This is a genomic window from Parapedobacter deserti, from assembly GCF_042646065.1.
Taxonomy (GTDB): Bacteria; Bacteroidota; Bacteroidia; order Sphingobacteriales; family Sphingobacteriaceae; genus Parapedobacter; species Parapedobacter deserti.
The window spans coordinates 260,916-281,097 of record NZ_JBHRTA010000008.1; the positions used below are offsets into that span (position 1 = coordinate 260,916).

Annotated in this window: 19 protein-coding genes and 2 tRNA genes; 14 read left to right on the forward strand and 7 right to left on the reverse strand. The window is 48.8% G+C overall.

The annotated features are described in order from the left end of the window. Positions 1 to 17 precede the first annotated feature (17 nt). From yidC to rplS, 4 genes are all read right to left on the reverse strand, one after another. A complete protein-coding gene (gene yidC, locus ACFOET_RS02950; RefSeq protein ID WP_379019403.1) occupies positions 18 to 1,844 on the reverse strand; it encodes a membrane protein insertase YidC in 1,827 nt (608 codons plus the stop codon). A 13-nt stretch (positions 1,845 to 1,857) separates the two neighbouring features. After that, on the reverse strand, positions 1,858 to 3,477 hold the full coding sequence (locus ACFOET_RS02955) for a CTP synthase (protein ID WP_379019405.1): 1,620 nt from the start codon (positions 3,475 to 3,477) through the stop codon (positions 1,858 to 1,860). Between the two features lie 72 nt (positions 3,478 to 3,549). Next, the gene (locus ACFOET_RS02960) at positions 3,550 to 3,723 is read right to left on the reverse strand and encodes a hypothetical protein (protein ID WP_379019407.1); all 174 of its coding nucleotides are present in this window, start codon (positions 3,721 to 3,723) and stop codon (positions 3,550 to 3,552) included. A gap of 85 nt (positions 3,724 to 3,808) precedes the next feature. Continuing rightward, complete coding sequence (rplS, locus tag ACFOET_RS02965; RefSeq protein ID WP_379019409.1) at positions 3,809 to 4,156, reverse strand: 50S ribosomal protein L19; 348 nt, start codon at positions 4,154 to 4,156, stop codon at positions 3,809 to 3,811. 155 nt (positions 4,157 to 4,311) lie between these two features. Between rplS and ACFOET_RS02970 the strand changes: the two genes are divergently transcribed. From ACFOET_RS02970 to ACFOET_RS02985, 4 genes are all read left to right on the forward strand, one after another. After that, positions 4,312 to 4,385 (forward strand) — tRNA-Pro (locus ACFOET_RS02970). A 193-nt stretch (positions 4,386 to 4,578) separates the two neighbouring features. Next, positions 4,579 to 4,746: a RagB/SusD family nutrient uptake outer membrane protein gene (locus ACFOET_RS02975; RefSeq protein WP_379019411.1), complete on the forward strand. Its 168-nt coding sequence runs from the start codon at positions 4,579 to 4,581 to the stop codon at positions 4,744 to 4,746. Positions 4,747 to 4,780: 34 nt separating this feature from the next. Further along, the gene (locus tag ACFOET_RS02980; RefSeq protein ID WP_379019413.1) at positions 4,781 to 6,214 is read left to right on the forward strand and encodes an arylsulfatase; all 1,434 of its coding nucleotides are present in this window, start codon (positions 4,781 to 4,783) and stop codon (positions 6,212 to 6,214) included. 864 nt (positions 6,215 to 7,078) lie between these two features. Continuing rightward, positions 7,079 to 7,444 (forward strand): DUF2200 domain-containing protein, encoded by a 366-nt coding sequence (locus ACFOET_RS02985; RefSeq protein WP_379019415.1) that lies wholly within the window; start codon positions 7,079 to 7,081, stop codon positions 7,442 to 7,444. A gap of 249 nt (positions 7,445 to 7,693) precedes the next feature. On the opposite strand, the gene ACFOET_RS02990 is transcribed toward ACFOET_RS02985, so the two are convergent. Further along, positions 7,694 to 8,275: a C40 family peptidase gene (locus tag ACFOET_RS02990; protein WP_379019417.1), complete on the reverse strand. Its 582-nt coding sequence runs from the start codon at positions 8,273 to 8,275 to the stop codon at positions 7,694 to 7,696. Positions 8,276 to 8,662: 387 nt separating this feature from the next. On the opposite strand from ACFOET_RS02990, the gene thrA reads away from it, so the two are divergent. Genes thrA through thrC form a run of 3 tightly spaced genes read left to right on the forward strand, consistent with a single transcriptional unit; the run spans position 8,663 to position 13,387 of the window. Then, positions 8,663 to 11,110, forward strand: a complete 2,448-nt coding sequence (gene thrA, locus ACFOET_RS02995; protein ID WP_379019419.1) for a bifunctional aspartate kinase/homoserine dehydrogenase I — start codon at positions 8,663 to 8,665, stop codon at positions 11,108 to 11,110. A 10-nt stretch (positions 11,111 to 11,120) separates the two neighbouring features. Continuing rightward, on the forward strand, positions 11,121 to 12,062 hold the full coding sequence (locus ACFOET_RS03000; RefSeq protein WP_379019421.1) for a homoserine kinase: 942 nt from the start codon (positions 11,121 to 11,123) through the stop codon (positions 12,060 to 12,062). A gap of 17 nt (positions 12,063 to 12,079) precedes the next feature. Continuing rightward, a complete protein-coding gene (thrC, locus tag ACFOET_RS03005; RefSeq protein ID WP_379019423.1) occupies positions 12,080 to 13,387 on the forward strand; it encodes a threonine synthase in 1,308 nt (435 codons plus the stop codon). 1 nt (position 13,388) lies between these two features. Here thrC and ACFOET_RS03010 read toward each other — a convergent pair whose 3' ends face one another. Both ACFOET_RS03010 and ACFOET_RS03015 read right to left on the reverse strand, forming a co-directional pair. After that, the gene (locus tag ACFOET_RS03010; protein WP_379019425.1) at positions 13,389 to 14,027 is read right to left on the reverse strand and encodes an ABC transporter substrate-binding protein; all 639 of its coding nucleotides are present in this window, start codon (positions 14,025 to 14,027) and stop codon (positions 13,389 to 13,391) included. 27 nt (positions 14,028 to 14,054) lie between these two features. Further along, positions 14,055 to 14,234: a hypothetical protein gene (locus ACFOET_RS03015; protein WP_379019427.1), complete on the reverse strand. Its 180-nt coding sequence runs from the start codon at positions 14,232 to 14,234 to the stop codon at positions 14,055 to 14,057. Positions 14,235 to 14,456: 222 nt separating this feature from the next. Between ACFOET_RS03015 and ACFOET_RS03020 the strand changes: the two genes are divergently transcribed. From ACFOET_RS03020 to ACFOET_RS03050, 7 genes are all read left to right on the forward strand, one after another. Next, complete coding sequence (locus tag ACFOET_RS03020; RefSeq protein WP_379019429.1) at positions 14,457 to 15,473, forward strand: sensor histidine kinase; 1,017 nt, start codon at positions 14,457 to 14,459, stop codon at positions 15,471 to 15,473. A gap of 25 nt (positions 15,474 to 15,498) precedes the next feature. Then, entirely contained in the window at positions 15,499 to 16,212 is a 714-nt protein-coding gene (locus ACFOET_RS03025) for a LytR/AlgR family response regulator transcription factor (protein WP_379019431.1), read from the forward strand. A 124-nt stretch (positions 16,213 to 16,336) separates the two neighbouring features. Beyond that, positions 16,337 to 16,410 (forward strand) — tRNA-Pro (locus tag ACFOET_RS03030). A gap of 261 nt (positions 16,411 to 16,671) precedes the next feature. Then, positions 16,672 to 17,145 (forward strand): hypothetical protein, encoded by a 474-nt coding sequence (locus ACFOET_RS03035; protein ID WP_379019433.1) that lies wholly within the window; start codon positions 16,672 to 16,674, stop codon positions 17,143 to 17,145. Between the two features lie 152 nt (positions 17,146 to 17,297). After that, the gene (locus ACFOET_RS03040; RefSeq protein WP_379019435.1) at positions 17,298 to 18,026 is read left to right on the forward strand and encodes a hypothetical protein; all 729 of its coding nucleotides are present in this window, start codon (positions 17,298 to 17,300) and stop codon (positions 18,024 to 18,026) included. A 17-nt stretch (positions 18,027 to 18,043) separates the two neighbouring features. Then, complete coding sequence (locus ACFOET_RS03045; protein ID WP_379019437.1) at positions 18,044 to 18,757, forward strand: hypothetical protein; 714 nt, start codon at positions 18,044 to 18,046, stop codon at positions 18,755 to 18,757. Between the two features lie 96 nt (positions 18,758 to 18,853). After that, positions 18,854 to 20,029 carry an aldose epimerase family protein gene (locus tag ACFOET_RS03050; RefSeq protein ID WP_379019439.1) on the forward strand — a complete coding sequence of 392 codons (1,176 nt, stop codon included), beginning with the start codon at positions 18,854 to 18,856 and terminating at the stop codon, positions 20,027 to 20,029. The last annotated feature ends 153 nt before the right edge of the window (positions 20,030 to 20,182 follow it).

The following is a 20,182-nucleotide window of genomic DNA, read 5'->3' on the forward strand; positions in this document are numbered from 1 at the left end:
TGTGAGGTCCAACAAGGTTATTTCTTCTTTTTCTTCGCCTGCGCCTGTTGCTGACGCATGTAATCCTCCATGCGCTGCTGAAATTTCGACTTTTTCTTAGATTCGGGCTTTTTCTTATTCGCTTCGATGATAGCCAGTATCTTATCGTCATTGATCATCTGACGGATGACGACCTGCTGACCAAACGTGAATATGGTAGACAGGAAATAATAATAATTGAGGCCTGCAGGGAAGCTATTCAGTACAAAAAAGAAGATCAACGGCATAAAATAGCCGATGTATTTCATCTGCGCATTGGCTGCAGCACCAGAAACCGTGTTGTTGTACCACGTTGAGAGCAGGGTAGCCACCGTCATCAGGATACACATCAAACTGATGTGGCCCATCCCGATGATTGGCAACGGCGAAAAGTTAATCGGCGAATCATAGGTGGAAAGGTCTTTAACCCAAAGGAAGCTTTCGCCACGAAGCTCAAACAGGTTGGGAAAAAAGAAAAAGAATGCTATGGTAAACGGCATTTGGAGCAGCAACGGGATACATCCGCCCAATGGGTTAACCCCAGCCTGTTTATACAGCTTCAGGTATTCCTGCTGCAGCAGGGTAGGGTTATCCTGCCCTACTTTTTCCTTGATTTGGTCCATCTCTGGTTTGAGCACCCGCATCTTGGCCATCGATACGTATGAGCGGTACGTTAGGGGAGACAGCACCAGTTTCAACATGATGGTCAACGTAAGAATAACCAAGCCGTAGCTCCAGTTGAAGCTATCTAAAAAGTTGAATACCGGTATGGTGATAAAGCGGTTGATCCATTTCATTGGTCCCCAGCCCATGTCGATTTGTTTCTCCAAGCCGTATCCATGCGCCTTCAGCACGTTGTATTGGTTTGGCCCGAAGAAAAAATGCATGGGATAGGTATTGATGTCCTGTCGATTGAAATCAAGGCGGAGGTTGGCCGAAAACAACTTGACGATGCCATCATCCGCGCTGGTGTATACATTGACTTTCCCCCCGTTGAAGCCGCGGTCAGCGACCAGCACATTGGAGAAGAAGTGCTGTTTGAATGATACCCATTCCACCGTTTCCCTTAGTTCTTCCTCGTCATCTTTAGCGGTATTCAGGTGATCTATTTCTTCATCGGCCAATGCATAATATAAGGTGGAGCGTTGGCGCTCGCTGTCCATATCCTTTTCCTTCTGGTAAAGGGCAGCCTCCCAATTCAGTACCAATTGGCTTTCCGTCGGAGCCACCACATCCTGCATTCCCCTGGTGACAATGGTGAAGCCAAGGTTGTAATCGCTGCCTTTGATGGAATAGATATAGTCGACGTATTTATCGTCGCCGTAGGCCAATCTGAAGGTAACCGAAGCCGAGTCCTGACCGGTCACACGAATATCATGTCCAGTAGTGGAGAAAAATAGGTCGTTCGTGACGATGTTTTTCCCGCCGGAGGAGAAAAAGAGACCGAATTTATTTTGCTCACCCTCGAAGAGCATCAGTGGTCGTCCGTCGTATGTCTGCTCGTTTTTAAGTTCGACGGATTTAACCCGCCCGCCTTTGGTGCTGATGCTTGCTTTTATGTATTCGTTTTCAAGGGTAAGGAGCTTTTCTTCACCCGTGACCGCGCCTCCGAACGGCCCGCTCAACGCCGCCGAGTCGACTACGCGGGTTACTGCTTGAGCACTGGTGTCTTTATTCACATTTTCAACACCCGCCCGCGTACGGGCTAGTGAATCTTGCAATTGGCGTTCGCGTTTAATCTCTTCCTCTGATGGCTGCATCAGGTAAAAAGACCCGGCGATGATGGCAAAGATTAAAACGAGGCCTGTGATTGAATTTCTATCCATTTCTTAATTTGCGCTATTTCTGCTTCGCCGCTTTGCTATGGGCCAAAGAAGCGGCTACAAAGCTAACAAAAAGTGGGTGAGGATTTGCAACTGTTGATTTTAATTCGGGGTGGAACTGTCCGGCGACGAAAAACGGGTGACTTTTTAGTTCTACGATTTCGACGAGATTATTATCCGGATTGATTCCGGAGGCGATCAGTCCAGCAGCCTCGTATTGTGAAAGGTATTCGTTGTTGAATTCATACCGATGGCGATGCCGTTCGGAGATCTTACCTTTGCCGTAGATGGCAGCCGTTTTGGTGCCTTTTTTGATTTCGCAGTCATAAGCACCGAGACGCATCGTGCCACCCATGTTTTTCACCTTTTTCTGTGCTTCCATTAAGTGGATAACCGGATACTTGGTTTTAGGATCCATTTCGTAGCTGTTCGCATTTTTTAACTTCAAGACATTCCTGCCGAATTCTATTACTGCGCATTGCATCCCCAGGCAGATGCCAAAAAAAGGAATGTTATTTTCCCGTACATAGCGGATAGCCTCCAACTTGCCCTCCAGTCCCCGCTCTCCGAAACCGGGGGCGACCAGCACACCGCATACACGCTTCAGCTTCTCATCCACATTGCTTTCGTTGATGCTTTCAGCTGCAATGAGCTTTACCCTAACCTTGCACTCGTTTACAGCGCCGGCGTGGATGAACGCTTCATTGATGGATTTATAAGCATCGGGGAGTTCCACATATTTTCCAACCAGGGCGATGGTCACCTCAGCGGTTGGATTTTTCAGCTTGCCAAGGAAAATTTTCCAGTTGTCCAGGTTCGGCTCGCTTTTGGTAGATAGTTTGAGCTTAGCCAGTACGGTTTTATCCAACTGTTCCTTGAGCATCAGCAGTGGCACATCGTAGATGGAAGGTGCGTCGATCGACTCGATCACCGCATTAACGTTCACGTTGCAAAACAAAGCGAGCTTTTTGCGGATGTCGGCATTGAGGTGGTGCTCCGTTCGGCAAACCAACACATCAGGCTGTATTCCATATTCAAGCAACGTTTTCACGGAATGCTGTGTAGGTTTTGTTTTTAGCTCGCCGGCCGCGGCGAGAAAAGGCACAAGCGTAAGGTGGATCACCAAGGAGTTATGTGCGCCCAATTCCCAGCGCAGCTGCCGCACAGCTTCGATAAAAGGCAGTGATTCGATGTCGCCCACGGTACCGCCTAATTCGGTAATGATGATGTCGTATTGTCCCTCGGATTCAAGTAGGCACATTCTCCGCTTAATCTCATCAGTGATGTGAGGCACTACCTGTACCGTTTTGCCGAGGTATGCACCCTCCCGTTCCCTGTCGATGACATATTGGTAAATACGGCCCGTAGTCACGTTGTTAGATTGGGACGTCGGCGTGTTCAGAAAGCGCTCGTAGTGGCCAAGGTCAAGGTCAGTCTCCGCGCCGTCTTCGGTCACGTAACACTCGCCATGTTCATAAGGGTTGAGCGTACCAGGATCAATGTTAATGTAAGGGTCGAATTTCTGGATGGTCACTTTGTAGCCCCGCGCTTGTAGGAGCTTGGCCAAGGACGCCGAAATAATACCTTTTCCCAACGACGAGGTGACGCCGCCCGTAACAAAAATGTATTTAGTCATGACAAATTTTGGGTGTGTTTTAAACGTTGTTTCAGCTTGAATTTCAGCTTGAAAAAGCTTTCCACATCACGTTCATGTACGGGATACAAAGGTACATGTTTTTCCGGTATTTTGATCAAAAAGAATTTCAAAAGCTGCGGAAGTGATAAGAGCGATGCGCTGGGCGTAATGATTGTTGCGTCTTTCGATGCCGCTTATTTCGAATTCGCCGTAAGCAAGGGGGTAGCAGTCAATCGCGTTTTCCATTAGCGCATTTCATCGCAGAGCCAAACAAAAAAGAAGCTGTCTTGTGAGCAGACAGCTTCTTCCATCCCGAAAAGGGTAGATATTGTTAGAATCTCTTTGATTTAATGCGTGCGGCTTTCCCGGTAAGTCCACGCAGGTAATACAATTTTGAGCGGCGTACCTTTCCGTGCGAGTTGACTTCAATTTTTTCGATATTAGGAGAGTTTATCGGAAAAATCCGTTCAACACCGATACCGTTAGAAATTTTGCGTACGGTAAACGTCTCGTTTGCACCAATGCTATTGCGTTGGATGACAACACCTTGATAAACCTGGATACGCTCTTTGTTCCCCTCGCGAATTTTATAATGAACGCTAACAGTGTCCCCAGCTTTAAACGCGGGAACTTCGTTTTTTGTTACCGCCTGCTCTTCTACAAATTTTACTAAATCCATGATTTTGAGTAATTAATGACGATTATTATCCCGTAAAAATCGAGCTGCAATATTAGTGAATATATTTGGAATACGAAAGGTGTTTTGTAAAAAAGAATTTTGTTCTTCTTTTGGAAATCAGGATTTAATTTTTACCTTTGCAAACCCTCAAGGGACGGGGTGTAGCGTAGCCCGGTATCGCGCCTGCTTTGGGAGCAGGAGGTCGTAGGTTCGAATCCTGCCACCCCGACAACATCAATATCAAAAAACACCAAAGCCCTCTAAATGTATCATTTAGGGGGCTTTCTTTTTTGCCTATCTTTATCTTTTTTGGGCATAAATAACTGTTTTTCAGTTGTTAATTCATTTTGATGCCTTTTGGTGCGTTTTGTTTTGCCCATCAATTCCAACGGCCCAGAGACAGGGGAAAAAAATCGGAAGTTATGGTTACTCAAAACACTTTCGGGGTGCCCTTTTTAATGAAAAAGGGCAAGGAGAGCAACGGCGCGGCGCCACCAACTCTTTATCTTGAACATTGTTATCTAAATCCCATACCATCCAATCAGCTCGTGTTGAATCCGAACATCGAGCAGAACGATGGGTGGGAATAATTTTGTAAGTTTGATGTGATTATAAATTGATTTGATGATGAACAAACGACTATTCCTGAATGCAGTGGCATTATTGGCATTTCTGCCTGCCGCCGCGCAAACCGTACCACACAAACCTAACATCATATTCATCCTCGCGGATGATCTTGGCTATGGTGACCTAGGATGCTACGGCCAGGAGAAAATAGAGACGCCCCATATTGACCGGCTGGCCGGACAAGGGATGCGGTTTACCCAGTTTTATGCCGGGGCTACCGTTTGTGCTCCTTCACGATCGTCATTGCTCACGGGACAGCACACCGGCCATACGTTTATCCGTGGCAATAAAGAGATCCAGCCGGAAGGCCAATACCCACTGGCCGATTCGGTACAGACGTTTGCGCAGTTGCTCCAGCAATCTGGATACCGGACGGGTGCGTTCGGAAAGTGGGGCCTGGGCATGGTCGGCACTTCCGGCGCGCCGGACAAGAAGGGATTTGATCACTTTTTTGGTTACAATTGCCAGCGACAGTCGCATCGGTATTATCCCACTCATCTGTGGGACAACGCTCAAAAAGTGGTACTGGAAGGGAATGATCTCGAGAGTAAGACGGTTTATGCTCCGCAATTAATCCAACAGAAAGCACTAGAATTTGTCGAACAAAATAAAGATCATCCCTTCTTTGCGTTTATTCCGGTCGTGTTACCCCATGCGGAATTGCAAGGGCCGGATGATGCTTATTACAAGCGGTATAAAGGGCGGTTCGAGGAATACCCGCACAAAGGACAGGACTATGGGCCCGATGCCACAGTGGGCGGCTATGCGTCGATAGCCGACCCGAGGGCTACATTTGCCGGTATGGTAAGTCGGCTGGATGGCTATGTGGGCGAGGTGTTGGCCACGTTGGATGAGTTGGGTTTGTCTGAAAATACACTGGTCATCTTCAGTAGTGACAACGGTCCTCACCAAGAGGGCGGCGCCGATCCCGACTTTTTCAACAGTGGCGGTGGTTTGCGGGGATACAAGCGGGATCTTTATGAGGGCGGTATCCGCGTGCCGTTTATCGTTCGCTGGCCTGGAAGGGTAGCCCCCGGTTCTCAGTCCGATTTTAACGGTGCTTTTTGGGACATCATGCCTACTTTAGTAGCTGTGGCAGGATTAGAACGCCCGAACTATACGGACGGAGTGTCTTTTCTGCCTACGTTATTGGGAAAGGCCAGCCACCAGGAACAACATCCATATCTATATTGGGAGTTTCACGAACTGGGAGGCAGGCAGGCCATCCGTTCGGGTAAGTGGAAGGCTATCCGGCTCAGCACATTGACCGCCCGTCCGGTCACTGAATTGTATAATCTGGAAATCGATCCGGGAGAAACCACGGATTTGGCAGCCAACCACCCCGATGTGGTCGCTCGATTGGAAGCGTATATGGCTCAGGCACATCAAGAGAGCGATGTATTTCCCTTTAAAAGCCGTATAGCAGATTAGACACGCACTGCGAAACGATGAAGCAAGCCGTTGGCACACGCGCTGCACCTGCGGCCAGACCGCTTTGCATTAGGAAGGTGGCAACTGGCAGTCTGGCTGCTGTCGCCTTGCTGTCAGGCTGCGACAAACACCCGGCAGACCGCTAGCTCACGGCCAGCAGACCGCCATGCCACGCGCGGCAGTTTGGCATCGGTTTTGGCGCAGGTAGATGTTCTGTAAGTTAGCTGTTTTTCCGAAGCTTGGCTGCTTTTTATTTCTCGCTTGCAACGGTTCTATCAATCGTTCTTTTTGCCGAAAGAAAAAGCTATTTTAAATGGAAGCTTTCGTCCATGTCTCCATCGCATCAACTGTACAACGAGAATGATCTGCTGCTTCGGCTACGCGGTGGAGGTGACAGCTAAAGGCACTCATGACCTCGCTTAGCTCGGTTTGAGATAACCGCCCTGGCCGCCTCCAAATCCGATGCAAGCTCCGTGTACATCCGGTCAAGCTTGCGGTTTCTTCCTCCAATTCCTTCACTCGTTTCCGTTCACTGCCGTCAAGCCCACTGTATCGCTGCCGCCATTTGTAAAAGGAGGCGCACTCCTGCCGTGTTCACGTGTGATCCGCTGAACGCTTTTGCCCGCCTCGAACTCTTTTTTAAGGATTCTACTGATCTGTTACGGTTTGAATGGTTTCCCTTTCATAATACAATGCTAAAGTTATCGATCACTTTTCTATTCTCTAGCCGTCCTCTTTCGGGAAACCTTATACGCGAAAACAATATAGCTGCGCATCGAATTGCCAAAAATGCTAACTTTGTGTAACCTGTCTATTATTATTGAATAGAACGTTGTGAAACTTTGTGGGCGATAGAACCGAAATATGAAAACAACACCCGAACACGATGAGCGAATGGCAAAAATGACTTTTGCATCGGTATATCCGCACTACCTGACAAAGATTGAGCGCAACGGCAGGACAAAAGAAGAGCTACATCAAGTAATTGCATGGCTGACAGGTTTTGACGATCAAAAACTTCAAAAATTGATTGACGATAACGTAACATTTGAAACATTCTTTGATCATGCCAAATTGAATCCAAATGCACACCTAATTACCGGGGTAATTTGCGGCTATCGAATCGAAGAAATTGAAAATTCTATAACAAAACAGGTGAGGTATTTGGATAAACTGGTAGACGAATTGGCGAAAGGCAAGAAGATGGAGAAGATTTTGCGAACAGTGTAAAAAGGCTGTGATACAGGGTAAAATCGCTGTGATGCGATGCCCTGGGGCCACAGTGCGCTTCAACAATAAAAATTAACTAAAACAAATCATCGAATTTTCCGTTGTATATTTCAGGTTTAGGTTGATTAAGAGAAGTCCGGCTATCCCAAGACGCCGGGCTTTTCATTTGAACTCAAGCGTGCCCGTCGCCCCGAGAGCAGTGTATATGCAGCCGGAGTTTGGTGTACCGCGGCTGTATTTATCTACGGATTAGTTGACGGCTGGCTGAAGGCTTTCCGGTTCGTCTGGAGTTTCGATATTCGCCGTACGCATTCTGCCTCCATTGTAATAATAGCGCTTCCAATAGGCTTCATTCAGGTCACTAATCATCACGCCCCGGCTTGAAGAGGCATGAGCGAACTTATCGTCGCCAATGTATACACCCACATGGGTGATGTTGCGGCTTCTTATCTTAAAAAACACCAGGTCCCCGGGCTTGAGCTCGTCTTTCCGGATAGGATTTACCTGGGTATATATGTTGCGGCTATTATAACCTAACGTTGTATTGAATACCTGATCGTACAGCTCGTACGCAAACTTTGAGCAATCAACCCCTTTCTTTGTCGTACCACCTAACCGATAGGGTGTGCCTATCCATTCGTAGATAAATTGATAAAGTTTGGTGTTTGTAGTCGCTGAAACCGCTACGCCCATAATCTGTGAGAAGTAGTCTTTGGCCAAATTATCGGGATCGGACGGGTCAGTGGTCGGTTGTTCGGTTGCGATCTGCGCTTGCGATACGGCAAATAGGCAAGCAAATAGCATGGTAGCTACTAATGTCTTTTTTTTCATTAAATTGCCTCTTTATGAAACATACAGACGTTGATTGTTTATAGTGGATGGCATATCGCATCCGTTGGCATGCAAAACTATGGTAAATATCTCAATCGTGCAAGAAAAAAATAGGACAGACGATATTTGTTTGAAAATTTGTAAAAAATGCCGGGATCACAAAAAAATGACTTTTTTCTTGTTAATTTCAAAATAAAGGGTTTCCTTTGTCGCGGAAATTTCAAAAAAATGAATAACAATACGACGATTTCGACACCAACGACCACCGGCCATCGGCACGGAGGAGGCAGGTTTATGTTGTAATCGAAAGCATTAAATAACATAAGGCGCCTTCCTCGAATACAGGGAGGCGTTTTTGGTTTCATAAGGTTTTCAAAAGGTATGACTATGAAGATACTCAAGTTTGGCGGCACATCGGTAGGATCAGCAGACAGCATTAGGTCGGTGCTCGACATCGTCCGCGCATCACATGAATCGGGCGCCTGCCCGGTAGTGGTATTGTCTGCGATGGGCGGGGTAACCAATCTGCTTACCCAGCTGGCGGAGAATGCGGCGGAGGGCAGGGACTTTGCAGAAGGACTGGCAGAAATGGAAAACCGCCATTTTTCTGTGGTAAGGCAGCTGATTGGGGTAAAGCACCAAAATCCAGTTTTTACGAAGTTAAAAATCTACCTGAATGAATTGGAAGATCTGCTACAGGGGGTGTTCAATCTTCGCGAGCTCAGTCCGCAAAGTAAAGATCTGATATTGAGCTATGGCGAAAGATGCTCAGCTTTTCTTGTCAGTAAGGTGGCTGAGCAGTATTTCCCAGGCGCGCTGTACGTCGATGCCACCCAATTAATTCGGACAGATAGCCACTTTGGCAGCGCGCATGTAGATCAGGTGCTCTCTGAGCAACTCATCAACACATTCGTTACCTCCAACTCGGGGAGGTTATTGTTTGTCACTGGATTTATCGCTGCAAATGAGCAGGGGCGGGTTACCACACTGGGGAGGGGCGGCAGCGATTATACTGCGGCGATCATAGGCGCTGCAGTCGGTGCCACAGCCATCGAAATCTGGACTGATGTAAACGGCATGCTCACCGCTGATCCCCGTATTGTCAAAAAGGCTTTTTCGCTGCCGGTGCTTTCTTACACCGAAGCCATGGAACTGTCCTACTTTGGGGCTAAGGTGATCTATCCGCCCACCATGATCCCGGCGTTTCTCAAGAAAATCCCGATCGTGATTCGAAACACATTCAATACCGCATTTGCGGGTACAATTATACAACATGACAGCGGCAAAACAGCTCTTCCCATCAAAGGCATTTCGTCTATTCCTGAGATCAGCGTAATCAATTTGGTCGGAAGCGGTATGGTAGGCCGGGCCGGCTTTAGCGGACGGCTGTTTACGTTACTGGCGAGAGAGCAGATCAACGTAGTGCTGATTACGCAATCGTCGTCCGAACACAGTATTACCTTTGCCGTGCATCCTGGCGATGTGCTGCGAGCCAAAGGTTTGATCGAAAATGAATTTGAACTGGAGCTGGTGGCCAACAAGTTGTCGCCACCCGAGATCGAAGATAACCTTTCGGTACTGGCCATTGTAGGTGAAAACATGAAGCAGACGCCCGGCATGTCCGGCAAACTGTTTCACGCGCTTGGAAGAAACGGCATTAATGTCAGGGCGATTGCCCAGGGATCATCCGAATACAATATCTCGGTCATCATCTCACAATCTGATCTCTCAAAAGCGCTCAATGCGGTACATGACGCGTTCTTCGCTCAGCTGAATAAGACGTTGCATGTGTTCAATGCCGGGACGGGAAACATCGGCACGACGCTCTTCAGGCAGTTGCGTGAACAGCATCGTTTTTTGTTGGACCATAATGATATCGAAATAAAGGTAGTGGGAATCGCCAACTCGCGCCGCATGTTGTTCAACGGCGATGGAATTGGGTTGTCTGACTGGGAAGAGCAGCTGCAGCGGGCGGGAGAACAAGCCGACTTAGCTAAGTTTGTGTCACGGATGAAGTTAATGAACCTACCCAACTGCGTATTCATAGACAACACTGCCAGCGAACAACCAATCCGCTACTATGAAGAAATTTTCAAGTCGAATATTTCGGTTGTTACCTGTAATAAGATAGCTAATTCCGGCCCGTATAACCAGTACAGGAGTTTGAAAGATACGGCCCGTAAGCATGGCGTCGATTTTTTCTATGAAACCAATGTGGGCGCGGGGCTTCCCATTGTCCGGGTACTCCGCGATTTGATGATGAGCGGCGATCGCATTATCCGCATCGAGGCCATTCTTTCTGGAACAATCTCCTACATTTTCAACAATTTTACCGGCGGCGCCTCATTCCATGAGGTGGTAAGCACAGCCCAGCAACTTGGGTATACTGAGCCGGATCCACGTGATGACCTGAAAGGCACCGATTTCATGCGGAAAATGCTGATCTTGGCGAGAGACGCCGGCCATCCCCTCGAACCCGAAGATGTGCACTTAGGCGCCATACTGCCAACGGCTTGCACCCAGGCGGCTTCGGTCGACGAGTTTTACCGAGAGTTAGCTGCGGCGGATGATTACTTCAACGATTTGAAGTTGAAAGCGCAGAAAGAAAACAAGGTGTTGCGATACATTGGCAAACTGGAGGATGGACAAGTGTCTATTGCCTTAGAACTGGTAGGCGATGGTCATCCCTTTTTTGCACTTTCCGGCAGCGACAATATCATTTCATTTACAACGGAAAGGTACAAAGAACGCCCGTTGGTTGTAAAAGGGCCCGGGGCAGGGGCAGAGGTGACGGCCGCTGGCGTCTTCGCTGATCTGGTTAACGTAGGCGCTTAAGTATATTATCATGGAAAAGGATTGTGTACATGTATTTGCGCCAGCCACGGTGGCCAACATAGTTTGCGGATTTGATGTTCTCGGTTTTGCACTGGATGAGCCGGGGGACGAGGTGACGCTTAGGCGGACGGATAAGACGGGAGTGCACTTGGTAAACATCACGGGCGACGGCGGGAGACTGCCGCGCGAGGCCGAAAAGAATACCGTCAGCGCGAGCGTGATGACTTTTCTCAAACATATCGGCCGTACCGGCATCGGTGTAGAGATTGAACTGCACAAGCAGATGCCCGTCGGCAGTGGCCTGGGTTCGAGCGCGGCAAGCACCGTTGCTGGACTGTTTGCCATCAACACGCTGTTGGGGAGCCCGCTTTCGCGGCGTGATTTGCTACCCTTTGCCATACAAGGTGAAGCGCTGGCGTGCGGCCACGGACACGCGGACAATGTTGCTCCTGCCTTGCTGGGGGGCATTACGCTGGTCAGGAGCTACGAACCATTGGATGTTATCGCGCTACCAGCACCCCAGTCGTTGTATGCCGCTGTCGTGTTTCCCCATGTAGACGTGCCGACCCGTGATGCACGGCAGATGATCCGGACGAAGGTATCACTTAAGGAAGCCGTGGTTCAATGGGGAAATATCGCCGGCCTGGTGTCTGGGCTTTTTACCGCTGACTATGACCTAATAGGGCGCAGTATGCATGACGTACTCATCGAGCCTACGCGGGCGATTCTGATCCCCGAGTTTTATGAAATGCGCAAATTAGCCATGGATGCCGGGGCGTTGGGTTTCGGTATTTCGGGTTCGGGCCCTTCCGTGTTTGCCTTTGTACAAAGCAGGGAAACTGCCGCCCGCATCACCTCGGCGATCCAATCCCATTTGATGCAGCAGGGCATCGAAAGCAATGGATATGTCTCCGGTATCAACCTTGAAGGGCCGAGGGAAGTAAATAGTTAAATCAGCAAAGAACAACAATGCAATTTTACAGTACAAACAACAGAGACCTGCGCGTACCCTTCAGGGAAGCCGTCTTCAATAGCTTGCCAGCTGATAAAGGGCTGTATATGCCGGAGATGATCACACGGCTTGATCCCTATTTCATCGGAAATATTCATCGGTACTCGCTGCAGGAGATCGCCGTCCAAGTGGCTTCACCCCTGATCGGTGACGATATTCCCACGGCGGAGCTGCAGCGGATAGTGCGTGAAGCCCTCGATTTCGAAGCACCTGTACGGCCACTCGACGACGGAATGGCGGTGCTGGAGCTGTTTCACGGACCCTCGCTGGCATTTAAGGACTTTGGCGCCCGCTTTATGAGTCGCGTCATGGCGTTCCTAGCCCATACCGATGACACGGTACTGGATGTACTGGTCGCTACGTCGGGCGATACAGGTGGTGCAGTCGCCATGGGCTTTCTTGGCGTGCCGGGTACACGGGTGACCATCCTGTTCCCTAAGGGTAAGGTGAGCCCCGTACAGGAACTGCAGCTGACGACTAACGGGCAAAACATACGTGCCATTGAGATAGACGGCACCTTCGATGATTGTCAGGCCTTGGTTAAAGAGGCTTTTAATGATGAGCAATTGAAAGGTGTCTTCAGGCTTACTTCCGCTAATTCCATTAATATTGCCCGCCTTATTCCGCAGGCATTTTATTATTTCCATGCATATGCGCAGGCCCGTTCACAGGGGATCAGCGATGTGGTTTTTTCCGTGCCAAGTGGTAATTTCGGCAATATCGGTGCGGGCTTGCTTGCCCACAAAATGGGCCTGCCGGTGAGACACTTTATTGCCGCTACCAACGCGAACGATACGGTGCCGCGTTTCCTCGCCAACGGCCGGTATGAGCCCCGTCCATCCGTGCAGACCTTAGCCAATGCCATGGACGTGGGCAACCCGAGTAACTGGGTGCGGATCATGGATCTATTCAACGACGACCGCGAACCCCTGAGGCAGGTCGTTTCTTCCCACGCTTTTACGGATTCGCAGGTGCGTGAAGCAATTTCTGCACTGTTTGAACGGTATAATTACATTGCATGTCCGCATACGGCAATCGCTTGGTTAGCCGCTGCGGCTTATCGTCGCCACCACCCCGGCGAATATGCAACCGTGTTTCTGTCTACGGCACATCCATGTAAATTTCCTGAAGTGTTTCCAGATGAAATAGCGAAAGCAATCACTGCTCCTGAGCAAGTAAGGATGCTGAAAAAGCGGAAAAAGGATATCATGAAACTGGGTAAGGATTTCAGCGGGTTCAAAAAGTATTTGCTGGAAAACGCATAGCCTATTGCCAGTCAAATTTCATCCAGACGTCTTTATCCCGGCCAAACACGAAATATTTCGGATGAAGTATCTCCGCTAATATTTCGGCGTCATCCGCGATTTGGGCGCCGGGCTGGCGCAGATAGTTGCTGTTATGGATCAGGTATATGCCTTTGTTTTCGGCTGCGGTTTGTAACGACTCGTTCGACGCCAACGCCTCCGGCAATCTGTTCAATAATTGGGGAATAGGCTGGTCAGTGATGATGATGACGCTATCCGGGCGCTGTCCGTCACTGGCGGCGGCACTGTGGACGATGCCTCCGGCGATGGTGACGAGGTTCGAAAGGTACTCATTGCCTGCGTCCTCCAGGGGCGACACATCTTGGAGTAGCCAAAGCTTTGGCCTGTCCTCCGCCGGTATGAATTTAAGTTTGTGGCGGATGATATTGGTCCGTTCTTCAAGGTCTTCGACCAACTGATCGGCTTGCTGACGTACATTCAACTGCTGTCCGATGGTCTGTATGGCGGTATAAACGGTTTCCGGGCTACGGTAAGGAAGGAGGCTTTGACGCGTGTTTCCTTGCTCAAGCAACGTTATGCACGCCAAATCGAGATCCAATGCCTGTATAATGCTACGCAATGATATCAGCGGCTTTTGCATACCGGCAAAGGTAAGCAAGTTGTCCGATTATCGCCACAATAGTACCTTAAAAACATTCATGTCAGGCAGGGAAATGAAAGAAGCATTCAAGTGGATGCGTTCCTGAATGATTTCACTACCGGCTTGTCCGGCCACAAGCGCCAAGACCACGAAAAAAGGGACGGTGAGTAACAAAAAAGGTGAAATGTTGCCGATGAACTTTTTCATTTTATGTTGTGTTTACTGGTTCTACAATCGCACCTATCCTATTGCACGGTACAAATAAACCGAATCCTGGGTTCCAATGAAAAAGTTTTAGACCAACCGCCAGATTTTGTAGACCAACAGCGCAATAGGCTTCGTCTATTAGAATCGACCATTGGCCGATGATTGCGGGGCATTGGTATATTGCGCGGGTGATATAAGGCGGCTAGTCTTATATTTGCAATTATGCTCAAAAACAAAGCTGCTTTGGCTCATGTCCTTGTGTGGACAACCCTGATCGTGGTTTTATACCTGGTGAATGCCAGAGAAAGCGCTAAAGACACAGCCATTATCATATTGCTTTACGGTATATTGAATATAGGCATATTTTACATCCATTATTTTTTCATCAACCCCCATCTGATCGGCAACTCCAACTATTGGCGTGCGGCGCTTTACATGGCGGGTGTGTTGGTAGTCTCTATTGCCGTCAAATATGGCGTCGCACTCTATTTTGAAGATGTTATCTTACAGTATCGCGACGACGAGAACAGGGAAAAGGTGCTCACACCAGTCCAATATGCGGTTGCTGCGTTGATCACGGGGTTGTTTTTCATGCTGTTGAGTACTGCGGTTTACGTCATTTCATCCAATGTTCGACACCGCGAGCACCGCAAGAACCTTGAGAATGAAAAGCTCATGGCTGAACTGGCCTTCCTGAAATCACAGATCAACCCCCATTTCCTGTTTAATTCCCTAAACAATATTTATTCGCTGGCATACCAGAAATCGGAGAAAACTCCTGAAGCGGTCTTGAAGTTGTCCGAAATCATGAGGTATATGCTTTACGAAAGCAACGAAGATACGGTGCTGCTGGATGAAGAAATTAACTACCTGAAAAATTACATAGAGTTGCAAAAATTGCGTTTTAAGGAACGGGTCTTTGTAGACCTGTATGTGGATATCGATAAAACCGGTCACCGAGTCATGCCGCTGCTGCTCATTTCATTTTTAGAAAACGCCTTTAAACATGGTGTATCTACCGATGCCGGCAAGCCTATCCGTATTGATATCAGGGTGGAGAACGGCCGTTTGCACTTCAAGGCAGAAAATGCCAAGAACCAACTAAACAAAGACCAAACCAAGGGGGTGGGCCTCGCCAACCTGAGACGCAGACTCCAATTGGGTTATCCCGACAGGCATTCCATTAACATCATTGAATCTGAAACATATTACAGTAGCGAACTTTTCTTATATTTATAAATTATAAACGGAAACAAACGTACCCATGGTTAGATGTATAGCCGTAGATGACGAACCGCTCGCGTTGGACATCATTGCAGATTATATAGCCAAGGTGCCCGGCTTATCGCTGGTGGCAAGTACCACCAACGCAATCGAGGCACTGGAGATGGTGCAAAAGGGCGAGGTAGACTTGGCTTTTTTGGATGTACAGATGCCGGAGCTGACCGGAATCCAATTTCTTAAAATCATCAATGGGAAATGTGATGTGATCCTTACCACAGCGTATCCGCAGTATGCTTTAGACGGGTATGAACTCAATGTGGTGGATTATCTGCTGAAGCCGATTGCCTTTGATCGCTTTTATCGGTCGGTGCAGAAGGTGTTGGGCAGCAGGGTTGCCAAGACGCAGGTTCCGCCGGTACCGGCACAAGGCGACACCGTGGATTTCATTTTTGTTAAGACAGAGCACAAAATACAGCGGGTCGACCTTGAAGACATTTTATATATCGAGGGGTTGAAAGATTACATCTCCATTTACACATCGGCGGAGCGTATCATCACGCTGCAGAATATGAAGAAGATGGAGGAAATTTTGCCCGGAAACCGCTTTGTGCGGGTTCATCGCTCCTATATTGTTGCGCTTGACAAGATAGCCAGTATAGAGCGTGGACGCATTTTAATCGGTGATAAAATTATCCCCGTGGGAGAAACATACCGCGATGCGTTTTTTAAATATATCGGTGACAGAAATGGATGAGAATGCGTTGTTGATCGATCGCAGAACAAGCGCAATTTAAGCGAGCGGACTGTTACGACCAACTTTAATTATTCAGCTTTCAACTTGCAAATAAGTACAATTATGGCTAAGTTTGCACCCCGTTCGGGTTGTAGCGTAGCCAGGTATCGCGCCAGCATGGGGTGCTGGAGGTCGTGGGTTCGAATCCCGCCAACCCGACACAGCTACACAAAGTAACGTCCAAAGCCCGCAAATTGAACGAATTTGCGGGTTCTTTGTTTTAGCTTAATTTTACTCACCTGTCAGCGTTTACTTTTCTGTATAACCCTTCCGAAAGCCCGGCCAAAACCGTGCTCCAGCTCACCTTCCCTTACCCTTCCTTCGGATCCTATCCCCATATGTCCCGCATATACTTCGCTAAAAAGCCCCAAAAGCGGCACTTTAGCGAAGGGTAAGCGGCTATATAGCGGGAGAAAGTATATGGGGAGCGACATGGAATGGGATGGAGCGACGTTGGGGAAAGATTGTATACGGCTTCGGGGCTTGGTACTAGCTCAGAGCGAGCTCCTATTGGACTCGTTCTGCTCCGGCCAAACCAAGGTACGGCTAAGTCCAAACCAAGACCAGACTAAGGCCAAAAGGAGCTCCGAAGCCATGCCGAAAAAAGCCCCAGAAAAGGGGATTGCAAACGGCATGGTAGCGGGTGGGCAACCATCCCAGAATTGGTTCGACCATGGCAAGGCAATCGTCCGGCTATTGTTCGGCCACGCTTCGGCAGCTTCCCGAAGCGTTGTCGAAGGTTTCCCGAAGCCCGGTCGAACAATTGTCGAAGCGCTGTCGAAGGATTGTCGAACAGCAGTCGAACACCAGTCGAACAGCAGTCGAAGAATCGTGTGTTTGTATATCGTCAGTGTACTCGAAGGGAAGGAAACGGATAAGCTATTATGGTCTTAATTCGACCTGCAACAGAAAGATCCTGCCACACCTGTTTTAGATACCGGCAGCAAGGTGATCGAAGAAGTGAAGGTCAATCAACTAATCCAAGAAAGTGTGTTTAAAAAAATAGTCGCGTGTAGCGTTCGCTCCTCCCTGTACGTTCACCAGGTATGATGAAGAAATATTTTCTGCGAATTGCCTCATTGGCCTGTATCGCCCTGCTGGGTAGCTGTTTGCGTGGCGATGATCCTGAGCCGATCCCGTCCGGCGGCATGACTTTTATCAATACGTTTATCGAAGCCCGTGAAGTCTATTACCGGTTGGATAACAATGTTCTGGCTGAAGTTTATCCGTTAGGATACCGCACGTATGGTCCCAGTTATCGGCCGTTGCCATTGTATGTGGGGAGCAGCCGGAGATTTGAAGTTTACTCGTCGGTTGAAGGAGCGCGGCTGGTAGATACCAATATTATGGTGGTAGATAGCGCGCTTTATTCATCCTTTGTATATGGCACGCACGATGCCCCGAGGCATTTTATTACCGAAGACCGGATACCGGAGAATACCGACGATCCGCGATCCATTGCTGCGGTCCGATTTTATAACCTCGCTAACACGGCGCACCGCGTGACCCTGCGCATCGGCGACGCCGAGCCGATCGAAGCGTTTAGCAATCGCGCTACGGAGACACCGGAAACCGGCAAAGCAGGAGAGGATTTCATTCCGGTACCCACAGGCACATATACGCTAACGGTGGTGGATGAAAATGGCGAAACGCTTGCCGAGCGGCAGGCAGTCGTGAATTTGGCTGGTGGCAGCTACACCAGTGTTTTCCTTACCGGCGACGACCGTGATCCCACTACTTATTATGTTGGCATGGTACGTCAATGGGTTAATTAGCCGGTTGCGGTATCTCAATGAAAAGGCAAATATACACCGGTGCAGTACGATCACTTTTGCTTGCAACGGTGCTAATGGCGGGCTGCATAAAAGATCCCGAGAACGAACCGGAGGCTGAGGCCTGGCTAACTGTAGCTAACGCGTTTTTTGACGCAGAAGCGGTGTTTTACCGGCTGGATGTGGGGCGCGGTGGGAAACCTTTGAATTCTTTGCGGTTTCGGGAGACAGGTCGTTACCATGTGCCCAGTTGTGCAGACTGTAAACTGGAAGTCTTTTCGTCAAATCAATCCTCCCGCGTAGTGGATACGACATTTTCGATACAGGCAAACGCTTATTATACATCATTTCTTTTCGGTACCGAGGAAAGCCCAAAACATTTCATTGTCGAAGACCGTTTGCCCGCTGGTGTCGATGATCCGACTGCCATCGCTGGGCTACGCTTTTTCAACCTGGCAAACACGGCTCATCGTGTGACGCTGCATGTCGCCGGTACCGAAACCATAGCGGACTTTCGCAACCGGCCCACTGAAACTGCTGAAACGGCCGGAGCAGCAGAGGTCTTCATCCCGACAACGCATACCGGCACGCATGTGCTGACCATAGTCGACGAAAACGGCGTACAGTTGGCCCGGCGCACGGGTGTCGCATTAGACCCGGGTGACTATCTTACTATATTTCTGACCGGCGACGGTGGAGATACCTTCCCGTACCATATCGGTGTGCTGCGGTAACGGCGTACGCTGTTCGTTATCAGCAGTTCTTTGAATTTTGTCAATGAGGTAGTTTTTTATTTGTTACTTTAGCGCTTCAAGGTAAACTTAAAGACGATGAAAGTACAAACGGACAGTTTCATTTTCGGGCTGCTATGCATAGCAATTCTCAGCGGATGCGGACAGGGAAACGCGGAACATACCACGAAATCCGGCCTGAATATACGAGATTTTCAAACGGTGATTAACGGTGATTCAACCGGCCTCTACGTGCTAACCAATGCTAACGGTATGGAAGTCTGTATCACCAACTATGGCGGTCGTATCGTGTCATGGATGGTGCCGGACGCTGAGGGTGATTTCCGGGATGTCGTACTGGGATTTGATCACATCGACGAATACACATCCAAGCCGTCTTCCTTCGGCGCCACGGTGGGGCGTTACGCCAACCGGATTAATAAGGGGCGTTTTGTTTTGGGCGGAGATACAGTACAGTTGGCTGTGAATAGTGGAGATCATACGATACACGGGGGCAGCGAAGGCTGGCAGTATCAGGTTTTTGAAGCAAACCAACCAACCGATAGTACGCTCGTGTTGTCGTACTTGTCGCCCGCTGGCGAAGGCGGTTTCCCTGGAGAAGTGAGCGTGTCTGTCTCTTTTGCCGTCAACCGAAGCAATGAGCTGGTAATCCATTATAAAGCGCAAACCACCGAGCGGACAGTCATCAACATGACGAACCATAGTTTTTTTAATCTCTCGGGCGACCATAACAACCTTGTGTTGGAAGATGTACTATATGTGAATGCGGACCGATACGCGCCAATTGACAGCACCTTGATCACAACAGGTGAGCTATTGCCCGTAGAAAGAAGCCCTTTTGACTTCAGGGAGCCGATAACCATCGGTGACGGACTCGCCCGCGATAGCCTGCATGCACAATTGAAAATAGCGGAAGGCATTGATCATAATTTTGTATTGGATACTGACCGCAGCGCCAGCGTATTGGCGGCGCGTCTTTATTCTCCGCAAAGCGGCATTGCCTTAGAAATATACACCTCGGAACCGGGCATTCAGGTGTATACAGGGAACATGCTGGACGGAACACGAGTTGGAAAAAAAGGCATTGCATACCAAAAGCAAAGCGCCGTTTGCCTGGAACCGCAGCACTTTCCTGACTCACCCAATAAAGCCCAGTGGCCGTCGACAGTGCTTGAACCCGGTATACCTTTCAGCAGTACAAGCGTTTATCGTTTCACGTTGGGAGATAGGCAGCATGGCCCGGGTCAAATGTAAAAAAATGTTAAAAAAGGATTGGGTTTCGATAAAAATGCGTTATTTGCAGTGTTAAATGTGAGTTGGGTGTGATTTGGTAGCGATAATCGGTTGCCAATTAGCTTAAATAACGTTGGATCAACTTTTGAGAATTCTTACTACCTGCTATAAAAA

Bases quoted from the DNA above. Each gene is read 5' to 3' on its own strand.
- yidC (WP_379019403.1), bottom strand. From the start codon at position 1,844: ATGGATAGAAATTCAATCACAGGCCTCGTTTTAATCTTTGCCATCATC.
- ACFOET_RS02955 (WP_379019405.1), bottom strand. From the start codon at position 3,477: ATGACTAAATACATTTTTGTTACGGGCGGCGTCACCTCGTCGTTGGGA.
- ACFOET_RS02960 (WP_379019407.1), bottom strand. From the start codon at position 3,723: ATGGAAAACGCGATTGACTGCTACCCCCTTGCTTACGGCGAATTCGAA.
- rplS (WP_379019409.1), bottom strand. From the start codon at position 4,156: ATGGATTTAGTAAAATTTGTAGAAGAGCAGGCGGTAACAAAAAACGAA.
- ACFOET_RS02975 (WP_379019411.1), top strand. From the start codon at position 4,579: ATGGTTACTCAAAACACTTTCGGGGTGCCCTTTTTAATGAAAAAGGGC.
- ACFOET_RS02980 (WP_379019413.1), top strand. From the start codon at position 4,781: ATGATGAACAAACGACTATTCCTGAATGCAGTGGCATTATTGGCATTT.
- ACFOET_RS02985 (WP_379019415.1), top strand. From the start codon at position 7,079: ATGAAAACAACACCCGAACACGATGAGCGAATGGCAAAAATGACTTTT.
- ACFOET_RS02990 (WP_379019417.1), bottom strand. From the start codon at position 8,275: ATGAAAAAAAAGACATTAGTAGCTACCATGCTATTTGCTTGCCTATTT.
- thrA (WP_379019419.1), top strand. From the start codon at position 8,663: ATGAAGATACTCAAGTTTGGCGGCACATCGGTAGGATCAGCAGACAGC.
- ACFOET_RS03000 (WP_379019421.1), top strand. From the start codon at position 11,121: ATGGAAAAGGATTGTGTACATGTATTTGCGCCAGCCACGGTGGCCAAC.
- thrC (WP_379019423.1), top strand. From the start codon at position 12,080: ATGCAATTTTACAGTACAAACAACAGAGACCTGCGCGTACCCTTCAGG.
- ACFOET_RS03010 (WP_379019425.1), bottom strand. From the start codon at position 14,027: ATGCAAAAGCCGCTGATATCATTGCGTAGCATTATACAGGCATTGGAT.
- ACFOET_RS03015 (WP_379019427.1), bottom strand. From the start codon at position 14,234: ATGAAAAAGTTCATCGGCAACATTTCACCTTTTTTGTTACTCACCGTC.
- ACFOET_RS03020 (WP_379019429.1), top strand. From the start codon at position 14,457: ATGCTCAAAAACAAAGCTGCTTTGGCTCATGTCCTTGTGTGGACAACC.
- ACFOET_RS03025 (WP_379019431.1), top strand. From the start codon at position 15,499: ATGGTTAGATGTATAGCCGTAGATGACGAACCGCTCGCGTTGGACATC.
- ACFOET_RS03035 (WP_379019433.1), top strand. From the start codon at position 16,672: ATGGGGAGCGACATGGAATGGGATGGAGCGACGTTGGGGAAAGATTGT.
- ACFOET_RS03040 (WP_379019435.1), top strand. From the start codon at position 17,298: ATGATGAAGAAATATTTTCTGCGAATTGCCTCATTGGCCTGTATCGCC.
- ACFOET_RS03045 (WP_379019437.1), top strand. From the start codon at position 18,044: ATGAAAAGGCAAATATACACCGGTGCAGTACGATCACTTTTGCTTGCA.
- ACFOET_RS03050 (WP_379019439.1), top strand. From the start codon at position 18,854: ATGAAAGTACAAACGGACAGTTTCATTTTCGGGCTGCTATGCATAGCA.